12 protein-coding genes are annotated in these 13,410 nt (G+C 62.6%); 4 read left to right on the forward strand and 8 right to left on the reverse strand.

Features of this window, described 5'->3' with window-relative positions:
- Nucleotides 1-40 precede the first annotated feature (40 nt).
- The 4 genes from ACNFBT_RS07390 (at nt 41) to ACNFBT_RS07405 (ending at nt 4,040) form a co-directional block, all read left to right on the forward strand.
- Nucleotides 41-355 (forward strand): NAD(P) transhydrogenase subunit alpha, encoded by a 315-nt coding sequence (locus ACNFBT_RS07390; protein WP_015474896.1) that lies wholly within the window; start codon nt 41-43, stop codon nt 353-355.
- 1 nt (nt 356) lies between these two features.
- Complete coding sequence (locus tag ACNFBT_RS07395) at nt 357-1,793, forward strand: NAD(P)(+) transhydrogenase (Re/Si-specific) subunit beta (protein WP_416747892.1); 1,437 nt, start codon at nt 357-359, stop codon at nt 1,791-1,793.
- 187 nt (nt 1,794-1,980) lie between these two features.
- Nucleotides 1,981-3,477, forward strand: a complete 1,497-nt coding sequence (locus ACNFBT_RS07400; RefSeq protein ID WP_416747894.1) for an acetyl-CoA hydrolase/transferase family protein — start codon at nt 1,981-1,983, stop codon at nt 3,475-3,477.
- 356 nt (nt 3,478-3,833) lie between these two features.
- Nucleotides 3,834-4,040, forward strand: coding sequence for a DUF1127 domain-containing protein (locus ACNFBT_RS07405; RefSeq protein WP_207884786.1), 207 nt, complete (start codon nt 3,834-3,836; stop codon nt 4,038-4,040).
- A 62-nt stretch (nt 4,041-4,102) separates the two neighbouring features.
- Here the strand turns inward: ACNFBT_RS07405 and ACNFBT_RS07410 are convergent, their stop codons facing one another.
- The 8 genes from ACNFBT_RS07410 to ACNFBT_RS07445 are packed head-to-tail and all read right to left on the reverse strand — an operon-like array spanning nt 4,103 to nt 13,136.
- Nucleotides 4,103-5,251: a glycosyltransferase family 4 protein gene (locus tag ACNFBT_RS07410; protein ID WP_416747896.1), complete on the reverse strand. Its 1,149-nt coding sequence runs from the start codon at nt 5,249-5,251 to the stop codon at nt 4,103-4,105.
- Nucleotides 5,252-6,388 carry a glycosyltransferase family 4 protein gene (locus ACNFBT_RS07415; RefSeq protein ID WP_416747898.1) on the reverse strand — a complete coding sequence of 379 codons (1,137 nt, stop codon included), beginning with the start codon at nt 6,386-6,388 and terminating at the stop codon, nt 5,252-5,254.
- Nucleotides 6,372-7,757, reverse strand: a complete 1,386-nt coding sequence (locus tag ACNFBT_RS07420) for a glycosyltransferase family 4 protein (RefSeq protein WP_416747900.1) — start codon at nt 7,755-7,757, stop codon at nt 6,372-6,374. The genes ACNFBT_RS07415 and ACNFBT_RS07420 overlap by 17 nt, the downstream gene beginning before the upstream one ends.
- Complete coding sequence (locus ACNFBT_RS07425; protein ID WP_416747902.1) at nt 7,754-9,016, reverse strand: ABC transporter ATP-binding protein; 1,263 nt, start codon at nt 9,014-9,016, stop codon at nt 7,754-7,756. The genes ACNFBT_RS07420 and ACNFBT_RS07425 overlap by 4 nt, the downstream gene beginning before the upstream one ends.
- Complete coding sequence (locus tag ACNFBT_RS07430) at nt 9,016-9,813, reverse strand: ABC transporter permease (RefSeq protein WP_416747904.1); 798 nt, start codon at nt 9,811-9,813, stop codon at nt 9,016-9,018. The genes ACNFBT_RS07425 and ACNFBT_RS07430 overlap by 1 nt, the downstream gene beginning before the upstream one ends.
- Complete coding sequence (locus ACNFBT_RS07435; protein ID WP_416747906.1) at nt 9,814-11,250, reverse strand: mannose-1-phosphate guanylyltransferase/mannose-6-phosphate isomerase; 1,437 nt, start codon at nt 11,248-11,250, stop codon at nt 9,814-9,816.
- A 3-nt stretch (nt 11,251-11,253) separates the two neighbouring features.
- Nucleotides 11,254-12,225: a GDP-mannose 4,6-dehydratase gene (gmd, locus tag ACNFBT_RS07440; protein ID WP_416747908.1), complete on the reverse strand. Its 972-nt coding sequence runs from the start codon at nt 12,223-12,225 to the stop codon at nt 11,254-11,256.
- Nucleotides 12,226-12,230: 5 nt separating this feature from the next.
- Nucleotides 12,231-13,136 carry a GDP-mannose 4,6-dehydratase gene (locus ACNFBT_RS07445; protein ID WP_416747910.1) on the reverse strand — a complete coding sequence of 302 codons (906 nt, stop codon included), beginning with the start codon at nt 13,134-13,136 and terminating at the stop codon, nt 12,231-12,233.
- Between the last annotated feature and the right edge of the window lie 274 nt (nt 13,137-13,410).

Below are 13,410 nucleotides of genomic sequence, written 5' to 3' on the forward strand. Positions count from 1 at the left end.
GCCGGGCCCCAGGGTCCGGCCTCAAGACCGGTGAGAAACTATGGAAGACATGCTGATCTCCCACGGCATCTACAACCTGATCATCTTCGTGCTGGCCATCTACGTCGGCTACCACGTGGTCTGGAACGTCACCCCTGCCCTGCACACCCCGCTGATGGCGGTGACCAACGCCATTTCGGCAATCGTGATCGTCGGCGCCATGCTGGCCGCCGCCCTGACCGTAACCCCGCTGGGCAAGGCCATGGGCACCCTGGCCGTGGCCCTGGCTGCAGTGAATGTGTTCGGTGGCTTCCTGGTCACCCGCCGCATGCTGGAAATGTTCAAGAAGAAAGCGCCGAAGGCGGAGAAGCACTGACATGAGCATGAACCTCGTCACCCTCCTCTACCTCATCGCGTCGGTCTGCTTCATCCAGGCCCTCAAAGGCCTGTCGCACCCGACGTCGTCGCGCCGCGGCAACCTGTTCGGAATGGTCGGCATGGCCATCGCGGTGCTGACCACCGTGGGCCTGGTCTTCAAGATCAGCAGCGAAATCGCCACCACCGGCATCGTCTACGTGATCGTCGGCCTGCTGATCGGCGGTACCGCCGGTTCCATCATGGCCAAGCGCGTCGAGATGACCAAGATGCCGGAACTGGTCGCCTTCATGCACAGCATGATCGGTCTGGCCGCCGTGTTCATCGCCATCGCCGCCGTTGTCGAACCGCAGTCCCTGGGTATCGTGCAGAACCTGGGCGACACCATCCCGTCCGGTAACCGCCTGGAACTGTTCCTTGGCGCGGCCATCGGCGCCATCACCTTCTCCGGTTCGGTGATCGCCTTCGGCAAGCTGTCGGGCAAGTACAAGTTCCGTCTGTTCCAGGGCGCCCCGGTGCAGTTCACCGGCCAGCACATGCTCAACCTGGTGCTGGGCCTGACCACCCTGGGCCTGGGCCTGCTGTTCATGTTCACCGGCAACCTGACCGCCTTCGTCGTGATGCTGGCCCTGGCCTTCATCCTCGGCGTGCTGATCATCATCCCGATCGGCGGCGCCGACATGCCGGTGGTTGTCTCGATGCTGAACTCCTACTCCGGCTGGGCCGCGGCAGGTATCGGCTTCTCGCTGAACAACTCGATGCTGATCATCGCTGGCTCCCTGGTGGGTTCTTCGGGTGCGATCCTCTCGTACATCATGTGCAAGGCGATGAACCGCTCGTTCTTCAACGTCATCCTCGGTGGCTTCGGCGCCGAAGCGGACGCTGGCGGCCCGGCTGGTGCCAAGGAAGCCCGCCCGGTGAAGTCCGGCTCGTCTGACGATGCCTCGTTCCTGCTGACCAACGCCGACAGCGTGATCATCGTCCCCGGCTACGGCCTGGCGGTGGCCCGTGCCCAGCACGCGCTGATGGAGCTGGCGGAGAAGCTGACCCATCGCGGCGTCACCGTGAAGTTCGCCATCCATCCGGTTGCCGGCCGTATGCCGGGCCACATGAACGTCCTGCTGGCCGAGGCCGAAGTGCCTTACGAGCAGGTGTTCGAGATGGAAGACATCAACTCCGAGTTCGGCCAGACCGACGTGGTGCTGGTACTGGGCGCCAACGACGTGGTGAACCCGGCCGCGAAGAACGATCCGAAGTCGCCGATCGCCGGCATGCCGATCCTCGAGGCCTACAAAGCCAAGACCGTGATCGTCAACAAGCGCTCGATGGCCAGCGGCTACGCCGGCCTGGACAACGAACTGTTCTACCTGGACAAGACCATGATGGTCTTCGGCGACGCCAAGAAAGTCATCGAAGACATGGTCAAGGCCGTCGACTAAGACGACCGTCGATCCACAAGACACCGGCCTCGCGCCGGTGTCTTGCTTTCCGGCAAAGGGAAATGTCCTGAACTTTGGTAGTAAGAAGGCAACCGGCCGGGCGATTTTTCGACCTTGGTATAAGAGCCAAAAATCGCCGAGTCCCTAGACTGGCGGCCTCGCACTTCCTACTGCCCGAGGTTTTCCCATGTTCCGTGATCGCGTGCGTATGTCCTCCCTGCTGGACAAGGTGATGACTGCCGACCAGGCCGCGGCCCTTATCAAGGACGGCATGACCGTCGGCATGAGCGGCTTCACCCGCGCCGGCGAAGCCAAGGCCGTACCCAAGGCCCTCGCCGAGCGCGCCAAGCAGGAGCCGCTGCGCATCAGCCTGATGACCGGCGCCAGCCTGGGCAACGACCTCGACAAGCAGCTCACCGAAGCCGGTGTGCTGGCCCGCCGCATGCCCTTCCAGGTCGACAGCACCCTGCGCAAGGCGATCAACGCCGGCGACGTCATGTTCATCGACCAGCACCTGTCCGAGACCGTCGAGCAGCTGCGCAACCACCAGCTCAAGCTGCCGGACATCGCCGTCATCGAAGCCGTCGCCATCACCGAGGAAGGCCACATCGTGCCGACCACCTCGGTGGGCAACTCGGCCAGCTTCGCGATCTTCGCCAAGCAGGTGATCGTCGAGATCAACGTCGCGCACAACACCAATCTGGAAGGCCTGCACGACATCTATATCCCGACCTATCGCCCGACTCGCACGCCGATCCCGCTGACCAAGGTCGATGACCGCATCGGCAGCACCGCCATCCCGATCCCGGCGGAAAAGATCGTCGCCATCGTCGTCAACGACCAGGCGGACTCCCCGTCCACCGTGCTGCCGCCGGACGACGAAACCCAGGGCATCGCCAACCACCTGATCGACTTCTTCAAGCGTGAAGTGGACGCCGGCCGCATGAGCAACAGCCTCGGCCCGCTGCAGGCCGGCATCGGCAGCATCGCCAACGCCGTGATGTGCGGTCTGATCGAGTCGCCCTTCGAGAACCTGACCATGTACTCCGAAGTGCTGCAGGACTCGACCTTCGACCTGATCGACGCCGGCAAGCTGCGCTTCGCCTCGGGCAGCTCCATCACCCTGTCGACCCGCCGCAACGCCGACGTGTTCGGCAACCTGGAGCGCTACAAGGACAAGCTGGTGCTGCGTCCGCAGGAGATCTCCAACCACCCTGAAGTGGTCCGTCGCCTGGGCATCATCGGCATCAACACCGCGCTGGAGTTCGACATCTACGGCAACGTCAACTCCACCCACGTGGGCGGCACCAAAATGATGAACGGCATCGGCGGCTCGGGCGACTTCGCCCGCAACGCGCACCTGGCCATCTTCGTCACCAAGTCCATCGCCAAGGGCGGCAACATTTCCAGCGTGGTGCCGATGGTCAGCCACGTCGACCACACCGAGCATGACGTGGACATCCTCGTCACCGAAGTGGGCCTGGCTGACCTGCGCGGCCTGGCGCCGCGCGAGCGCGCCCGGGTGATCATCGACAACTGCGTGCACCCGTCCTACCGCGACGCCCTGAACAGTTACTTCGAAGCCGCCTGCGAGCGCGGCGGCCACACCCCGCACATCCTGCGCGAGGCCCTGGAGTGGCATATCAATCTGGAAGAACGCGGCCACATGCTGGCGGCGAGCTGATCCGGAGCCTTTTGCGGGCCATTCAGCAATGAATGGCCCGCAAGGGTTTACAGCCGAAAAAAAACCACGTAAAAACACTCCTGAACAGATTTTTGTCCCGCCTCAACTGTTCAGTTCCCCCCGCCGCCACCCTGGTCGGCACCCTCAAAACACCTCAGACGCCTGCCAATTGCGCACCACAATGGAGCGCAGCGGTACAGTTCGCCCCGAAAAACACCATTACAGTTCAAAATAACAATCGCCTGACCAGCTGCAATACAGTGCAACTGTACCTGTCATCCCTGACTAAAAAGTCAGATCATATGCTCAATCAATTCAGCAACTGACTCTCGTCACAAGCGAGAAGGATGACCACCATGGAACGTACCCTCGGTTCCGCAGCTCTGAGCACCACCCGTAGCACCTCCAGCGCCCATCGTGGCCTCGTCGGCACCGTTCGCCTGTGGCAGCGCCGCATGGAAAGCCGCCGTCAGCTGGCCCGCCTGGATTCCCGCCTGCTGGCCGACGCCGGCATCAGCGAATCCCAGCGTTACGCCGAGCTGAACAAGCCGTTCTGGCGTTAAGCCGAAGGGCTGAACTGTTCAGTCGTTAATGAACAGTTCGAAACTGTACTGGTGAAAGGCCGCTAAATTGAGCGGCCTTTCTGCTTTGCGAAGGATTTTTCCACCAGCAGTTCACGGTACAGGTCGGCCCAGCGCCGCCCCATGGTTTCTGCCGTGAACAATTCTTCGTAGCGCGCCTCGGCCTGCCGCCCCATTTCGGCAGCTGCCCCAGGGTTCTCCCAGACCCATCGCATGGCCCCGCGAAATGCCAGGGAATCGCTCGGCGGCACCACCAGGCCGGTCTTGCCGTTGGCATTGATATAGCTGGTGCCGGTACCGATCTCGCTGGAGATCATCGGCTTGCCATACATCGCCCCTTCGAGCAGGGAAATCCCGAAGGCCTCGGAACGCATGTGCGAAGGAAAAACGATGGCCCGGCTCAGCTGCAACAGGGCGACCTTGTCTTCCTCGCTGACCCGCCCCAGGAAACGCACGTGCCCCTCCAGGCCCAGGGCAGTAGCCTGCGCCTTGAGTTGCTGTTCCAGCGGCCCGGCACCAACCACTACCAGTGGATAGCCGGTTCCCTGTGCAGCCTCCAGGAGGATGTGCAGCCCCTTGTAGTAGCGCATCACTCCGACGAACAGGAAGAAGCCCTCACCTACCCGCTGCCGCCAGTGCTGCAGGCGCCCGGCATCCGGCTGCGGATAACCAGCCTTGTCCAGGCCGTAGGGAATCACTTCGGTCTTGTCCGGGTAGCGCCGCAGCACCTCACTGGTCGCCAGGTAGTTCGGCGATGCCGTGACAATGCGGTCGGCACGCCCCAGGAATCCATGCATGAGCGGTTGATACAGCTTGAGCAGGTGCCGCTGGCGAACGATGTCCGAGTGGTAGGTCACTACCATCGGCTTGCGCACCCCCGAGGCGAAATGGACCAGATCCATGAAGGGCCAGGGGAAGTGGAAATTGATAATGTCGGCTCTCGCGGCCAGTGCCCTGAAGCGTGGCAGCACGCTATAGGAAAAGCCAGTCGAGGCCAGTTGCAGGTCCAGCCGGGCGCGGTGCACCCGGTGGCCGTCGACCTCGACCACCGCCGGCTCCGGGTTGGCGCTGAGCGTTAGCACCTCGTTTTCGATACCGTGCGCCTCACCGCTGCGGCAAAGCTGGTTGATCACCTGCTCGATCCCACCGACCGAGTCCGGCAGGTAGGTCTTGAAGAAATGCAGAATGCGCATTCAGCCCCTCATGGCCTGACGGTAGGTCATAGCGGTGATTTCCGCACAACGCTGCCAGGTGAAATTCTTGGCCCTGTCGATGCCCGCTTCGCTTAGCCGCTGCCACCGCGACGGGTCTTCGAGAAGATCCACGATGCCTTGTCGCATACCTTGCACGTCCCCGGGCTCGACGTAAGTACCGGCAGCACCGGCCACCTCGGGTAGCGCCGAAGTCCTCGTCATCACCACCGGTACTCCGCTGGCCATCGCCTCCAGCACCGGAAGGCCGAAGCCCTCGTACAGGGACGGAAAAACCAGAAGACGCGCACCCGCGAAAACCCTCGCCAGTTCCTCATCGCCCAGATAGCCCAGCATTCGCACATGACCCGAGGCCACGGCTTTGTCCAATGCCTCATCAAGCGGCTTATTTCGCCAGCCCGGCATTCCGGCGATCACCAGGGGAAAAGCGGCGCGCAAGCGATCCGGCAACAGGCCGTGGGCCTTTACTGCCATTTCGAGGTTCTTGCGCGGCTCCAGGGTCCCCACGCAGAGCAGATACGCCCCTGCAGCCAGCCCCAATGGCTCCAGAAAAGGGCGAAGGGAAGCCGTCGGGCGCGAATGGAAACGCATCGGGTCATGCCCCAGGGGCGCAACGACCACTCGCTCGTTCGGCAAGCCGAAGTGGCGACACACTTCGTCGGCAACGAACGTCGAGTCGACAAGAATGCGCTGCGCCCGCTCGACGCCGGAGCCGACCAGACGCTCGATTTCCGCCAAGCGGTCACGGGGTTGGGTCTGTGGATAGTGCACATGGGTCAGGTCGTGCAGGGTCATGACCATCGGCCCGTCGAACTCCAGCGGCCAGAGGCTCGGCTCGTGGTAGAGATCGACCGTTCGACGCTGCAGCCCGGTGTCGAAGCGGCTCTGTTCCAGCCAACGCCGAATGCGGTAGGCCCCGGGCACTCGCTTGGCGGCGGCGCTCCAGCGGGAATACCCGGGCAGCGCCGCCTGCGGCAGCTGACGATCCCAGCCCCAGCCGTGGAACAGCTCCAGATCCAGTCCTGGCTGTTCCACCAGGGCATTGCAAAGTGCCGCGACATACTGGCCGATGCCGGTTCGGGGTGCCTGCAGAATGCGGGCGTTAAATGCAATCCGCATGCAGCTCTTCCGTGGACGCAGGCGGCTGCGCAGCCCTTGGGCGCAGCGCCGACAGCGCCCTGTCGACCATCTGTTGGCTGGCCTCGCGCCAACCCGGCCATTGCCACTCCGCTACTGGCCGTACCGCTGGGAAGGCGCCGTCGCGCTCGAAGCGCTCGACCAGCGCAACCAGACTGTCCGGGGCCGCAAGGTCGAAGTAAGCCATGAATTCGCTACCGATCTCTCGGAATACCGGAATGTCACTAGCCATCGCCGGCAAGCCCCTCTGCATGGCCTCCACGAGGGGCAGGCCAAACCCTTCGGCGAGCGACGAGAACAGCAGGGCCCGCGCGTGCTGGTAGGCGTATTCCAAACCGCAATCGTCGACCTGATTGAACATGAACAACCGGCGGTTCAACTCCGGGTGATGGTGGATCCGCTCGATCAACGCCTCGCACTTCCAGCCAATCCGTCCGATGATGCATAGGCGCACGTCCATGCCCTTTGCCCACAGGCGCTCAAAGGCATCCAGGGCATAGGCATGGTTCTTTCGCGGTTCGATGGTACTGACCATCAGGTAGACCGGGGCCTTTCCGGCGAAGAGCTGCCGCAGTGCTGTATCAGGCTCGGCGGAATCACCCACCAGATCGAGCTCCGAACCCAGGTGAAAATGTTCGAACCAGAGCTGCTCCGCCACCGCCACGCCACGCCGTGCAGTGATCTCGGCGCGCATCTGCTCCTGAACGGTGGCCGATATGCAGAGGAAGCCATCCGCGATCCGACTGATCCAGTCGAACCAGCGACCATAGACTCCGGCCAGGCTGGATTCGAAGAACTGCGGATGGCTGATGGGAATCAAGTCATAGATCACCGAGATGATGCCGACGCCTTGCATCTTGAGGCGCTCGATTAGCGGAAACAGGTCTGCGTGCCAGGACGAGTCCAGCAGCAGCAGCTGGTCGCCAGGCTGCGCCTCCAACGGCTCCAGGCGTGCCGGAACCTTGTCGCGCGCCACCCTCAGGGTCACGCGCAGGGGCAATGTGATCGCCAGGCTGCCCAGCTTGCTCAGGACGTACAGAACCCTCCGCGCGAAGTGGCTACCGCTCATCGGCCACAATCGGGTCGCCCTGGAATAAAGCAGCCAGTACTTTTCCCGCAGCGCCTCCAGAAAGACGCAGGCTCGTGCGTACCAGGGCAACTCGTCGGTCGTCGGTGGCACCAGGCTCAGGACCCGGTAGAGGCGTCCACGGACGAAGGCCACCGGGATGCACTCGACATCGGCCTCGACCTCGCCCAGATGGCCGATCACATTACGTACCACCCGCTGGATACCGGAGTTCACATGAGGGTGCTGGAAGACATTGGTGCACTCGACCAGCAGGCGCGTCACGGCGATACCTCCGGGGTAGGACTGGTTTCAGCGCTCAGGGAACGGCTGACGCTGGTTTTTGCATTCAACCAGGCGCAGCCGACGAAGTTCTCCTGGCGCAGGTTGATCACCTGGAACACCAGCCCGTAGTCACGCCACTCGTAGTTGCGGTCCAGGTGCGAATCCAGCCTCGACAGGCTGAATGCCACCGAGTAGTTGCCCTTGCCCAGGCGCATAGGGAAAGCGAAGCGGTAGGTCACTCTCTCGCCCGCGACCAGGCCGTCCAGGGCCTGCTCCTGCCGGTGGGTATTGATGCCGTACATGGGCTGGCCAAACCGGTCCTTGATCATGAAGCCGAGCACCAGGCGCTCGACCGGCTGACGGATGTCCACCGTCACCTCGATCTCGACGTTCTGACCAACCTCGACGACGTCCAGCGACTTGCCGCTGTCGTCCAGCAGTCGGACATCGCTGATCCCGGCCTCGCCGGTGCCGGAGATGGTACGCACTCGCCCATCGGCGAGCACCTCCTGACGTACCGTATTGCTCTCGCGTTCGGCCAGCAGCGCATTGTAAAAATCCATCACGGCCTCCGGCTCGCCCTGCATGGCCAGCTTGCCCCCATTGAGCAACAGCGCCCGATCACAGATCGACTGGATCGCACCGCGATCGTGGGAAACGATCAGCAGCGTGGTGCCGTCGCGGCGGAAGCCACGGATACGCTCGAAGCTCTTGTGCTGGAAATAGGCATCGCCCACCGACAGCGCCTCGTCGACGATCAGCACATCGGGACGGCGGGCCGTAGCGACACTGAACGCCAGGCGCATCTGCATGCCACTCGAATAGGTACGCACCGGCTGGTCGATGGCTTCACCGATTTCGGCGAACCGCTCGACGTCGGGCATCATTGCGTGGATTTCCTCCAGCGCCAGGCCCAGCAACTGGCCGGCCATGAAGACGTTCTGCCGTCCGGTGAACTCAGGATGGAAGCCCATGCCCAGTTCGAGCAGCGCGGCCACTCGCCCTTCGACCCGGACGCTGCCCGTGGTGGGCCGGGTGGTCCCGGCGAGCATTTTCAGTAGGGTACTCTTGCCCGCACCGTTGACTCCGACGATACCAACCGCCTCGCCCGGATTGATCTCGAAATCCACCCCCTGCAGGATCCAATGCAGCGAATGCCTTGGACCAACGAACGGCAGCAGCCACTCAGCCAGGCGCAACCAGCGGTTCGGGTATTGCTTGTAGGCCTTGCCCAGGCCACTGACGATGATCCTGCCCATCAGAGTTCGTCCACCATTTCACCCGAGCGCGAACGAAACAATGCGCCACCGGCAACGCTCAACAGAACGCCCAAGGCGAATATCGGCAGCAGGCTCGACCAGTCCGGCCAGGCACCCTTGAGGAACAGTTCCTGATAGGCGTGCATCAACCCGGTCATAGGGTTGAGGTAGACCAGGCTCTGGATCTTCGCCGGAAGTACCGACAGCGGATAGACGATAGGCGTCAGCCAGAACCAGAACTGCATGGCGATGCCGAAGAACTGTCCAACATCCCGGAAGAACACATTGAGCACCCCCAGGACCATGCCCAGGCCCGCAGCGAACATCAGCTGGATCAGCACCAGCAGTGGCAGCGCCAGCACGGCCATGCCCGGCCAGCGACCGCTGACCAGCAGAAAGCCGAGGAACAACGCCATGATGATCGCGAAGTTCACGCAGGAGTTGAGCAGTACGATCAAGGGCAAACAGATGCGCGGGAAGCTCAGCTTCTTCAGCAGGTTGGCATTGTCCAGGAACATCGTCAGGCTGCGCGCGGTGATCTCCCCGAGGAGCCCCCAGGTGAGCAGGCCGGAACAGATGAACACGCTGTAGGCCAGGCCATCGTCCACGCCCGGCAGGCGGGCACGCATCACCTGGGAAAAGATGACGGTGTAGACCAGGATCATGGCCAGCGGGTTGAGCACCGTCCACAGCGCGCCCAGCATGGAATTACGGTATCGCGCCTGGAACTCGCGCTTCACACTGCCAGCGATGAAGCCACGATACGACCAGACCGAGCGCGAAACAGCCAACAACATTCAGCGCGCCCTTCCGTAGATATCCTCGAAGCGGACAATATCGTCCTCGCCCAGGTACTCGCCGCTTTGCACCTCGATCATCACCAGATCGATAACACCGGGGTTCTCAAGGCGATGGCGGTGTCCCGCGGGGATGTAGGTGGACTCGTTACTGTTCACCAGGCGCACGCTCTCGCCGTTGGTGACCTTGGCCATACCCTGCACCACGACCCAATGCTCACTGCGGTGATGGTGCATCTGCAGCGACAATGCCGCCCCGGCCTTGACCACGATGCGCTTGATCTTGAACCGAGGCCCCTCTTCCAGGACGGTATAGGTGCCCCAGGGGCGGCTCACGGTGCGATGCAAGCGATAGGCTTCGTTCTCACTGTCCTTGAGCTGCTTGACCACCTTGCGCACGTCCTGCGCCCGGTCCGCACGCGCCACCAGGATGGCGTCGGCGGTTTCGACCACGATCAACCCCTCCACCCCCACCGTGGCGATCAAGCGCCCCTCGCTCTGTACGTAGTTGTCCCGGCTGTCCACGAAGATCGCGTTGCCGGCCGCACGATTGTTGTCAGCGTCCGCGTCCACCAGCGTACTCATGGCGGTCCAGGAGCCAATATCGCTCCAGTCGAAGGTCGCGGGTACGACGGCGACACGATCGGAACGCTCCATCAGCGCATAGTCGATGGAGATGTCTTCCAGGTTGCAGAAATGCTCGTGTGGCAGTTCCTGCTGGACCACATTGCCCATCTCCTCCGGCTGGCTCGCCAGCTGGCAGTCGATGGCTTGCGCGAGCATCTGCGGCGCATGCTTTTCCAGCTCGCTGATGAAGGCGCCGACGGTGAAGCAGAACATTCCCGAGTTCCAGAGGAAGGTGCCGGCCTGGAGGAACTGTCTGGCGGTATCCAGATCGGGCTTCTCGACAAAGCGCTTCACCTTGCTGCCGCCCTTGGCGTCCAGCGCATCCCCGGTTTCGATGTAGCCGAACCCGGTTTCCGGCGTGGTGGGCACGACGCCGAAGGTTACCAGGCGCCCCTGGGCGGCCAGCTCGACCGCATGTTCCACTGCGCTGGCGAATGCCTCAACGTCACGGATCAGATGGTCCGCCGGCATGACGACCATGGTCGCGTCGTCTCCGTGCAGCGCACGCAGCGCCAGGGCGGCGACCGCGATGGCCGGTGCGGTGTTGCGGCCTGCGGGCTCGAGGATGAAATGACCGCGCTGGCGCAGCTTGGCGGCCTGGAAATGATCCTTGCTCTGGAAGTAGTAGTCGCGGTTGGTCACCGTGACGATGCTCCCGTCGCCGCCCAGCAGGCCGGCCGCTCGCCGATAGGTCTTATTGAGCAGGGATTGCCCATCAGGCATGGCCATGAAGGGCTTAGGCTGGCCCTCGCGGGAGACTGGCCACAACCGTGTGCCGGCACCGCCGGAGAGGATGACGGGAATGAGCATGGATTACTCCTTGCCGACGCGACGCAAATCGGCGTCGACCATCATGTGAATCAGCGATTCCAGGCTGGTCTGCGGACTCCAGCCCAAAACGCGTTCGGCCTTGCCCGGGTTACCCAGCAGCACATCCACTTCCGCCGGGCGGAAGAACGTGGGATCGATCACGACGTAGTCCTGGTACTTCAGGCCAACGTATTCGAAGGCAATTCGGCACATCTCGCGCACGGTGGTGGTCACGCCGGTGGCCACTACGTAATCGTCGGGGCGATCCTGTTGCAGCATCAGCCACATGGCTTCCACGTAGTCGCCGGCAAACCCCCAGTCGCGCTTCGCATCAATGTTGCCCAGGCGCAGTTCGTTCTGCTTGCCAAGCTTGATGCGTGCCACCGCATCGGTGACCTTGCGCGTCACGAACTCGATGCCGCGCAGCGGAGACTCGTGGTTGAAGAGGATTCCGCTGGAGGCGTGCAGCTTGAAGCTCTCGCGATAGTTCACCGTGATCCAGTGACCATAGAGCTTAGCCACCCCATAGGGGCTGCGTGGGTAGAACGGTGTGTTTTCGTCTTGTCGCTCGGCCTGGATCAGGCCGAACATTTCACTGGTAGAGGCCTGGTAGAAACGCGTTTCCGGGCTGAATTGACGAATGGCCTCCAGCAGATGGGTCACCCCCAGGCCATCGACGATCCCCGTGGTGACGGGCTGATCCCAGGAGCTGCCGACAAAGCTCTGCGCCCCCAGGTTGTACAGTTCGTCCGGCTTGGCCTTGATGACTGCGCGCTGGACGGAGCAGGCATCGGCCAGGTCACCCTCGAGGTAGACCACTTCGGACTCGATGCCCAGCTCGCGCAGACGCCAGCGCGTGTCGCTGCTGCGCCGGGCAACCAGCCCGTGTACCCGATAGCCTTTCTCCAGCAGCAGTTTGGCGAGGTAGGCACCGTCCTGGCCGGTGACTCCGGTAATGAGCGCGTTTCTTGTCATTATTGCTACACCCGTGATTCCCAGTCCGACAAAATCGCCGTCAGGGTTTGTTTTATCGTTATGTTTGGTTCCCAACCGGTCGCTTGCCGCAGCTTGGCATTGCTGCCGCAGACCCGACGTTGTTCCGCACGGCGCATTCGCTCCGGGTCCTGGACCAGCTCCAGGTCGACCTCCGCCAGCGCGGCGAGCTCCAGGATCAGGTCGCGGACCTTACGCTCGCGACCCGAGCACACGTTGTAGATCTCGCCACTGCGCCCCTTGGTAAGCAGGTCGAAGTAGGCGCTGACGACATCCTCGACATCCAGGAAGTCCCGCGTGACATCCACATCTCCCACCTCCAGGCGGCTGGGCTGCAGCCCCCTGCGAATGCGGACTATCTGCCGGGCGGCGCTGGCCAGCACGAAGGCTTCGCTCTGCCCCGCCCCGACATGATTGAACGGGCGTGCCAGCATGATGCGCCAGCCTTCGGTGTAACTCCATTGCTGACACAACAATTCGGCGGACAGCTTGCTCACTGCATAGGGATTGCGTGGCCGCGGCAAGTACCCCTCATCGATGGGCAAGGCATCCTCAGCAACCTGCCCATAGACGTCCCCCGAGCTGACGTAAAGGAAGCTGCCGGAGAACCCGCCCTGCTTGAGGGCCTGCAACAGGTTCAAGGTCCCCAGCAGGTTGATCTCCAAGGTTGACTGCGGATCGCGAAAGGCTTCGGGAACGAAAGTCTGGCCGGCAAGGTGGATCACTGCGTCAGGGCATTCGGCACACCAGGCGTTCAGTGTTTCAGGCCGACGGAGATCGTAGGGGGCAGGAGGCGCCAGGAGCTCCCAGTCGCCCTGCATGCCCTCGAGCCGCGTACGCAGGTGGCGCCCGACAAAGCCAGTGAGACCGGTAACCAGTATCCGTTTCTTCAAGACAGACCTCATTGACCACGCCGCGCGCGGGTCGGGGCTCGTAGAGTGGTGGGCATTCTTTGAAGACCGTAGGGCAGACGAAGAGATGGCCAGCGGTCGATTGAGGAGACAATCTGGGCGAAAAAGACCCTGAATTCAATCAACAAGAATGTGACCGGTAAGTTCTGCGAACGATTTCGACAGACGACGCCTGCGCCCCTTTCCGCAGAACTTGACGGTATGTTAAGAATGGCGCCTCACCAGGCCGCGTCCGCACCTATTCGGCCCATGAAGG

The sequence above is a fragment of the Pseudomonas sp. NY15181 genome (genome assembly GCF_048068055.1).
In the GTDB taxonomy this organism is placed as follows: domain Bacteria; phylum Pseudomonadota; class Gammaproteobacteria; order Pseudomonadales; family Pseudomonadaceae; genus Pseudomonas.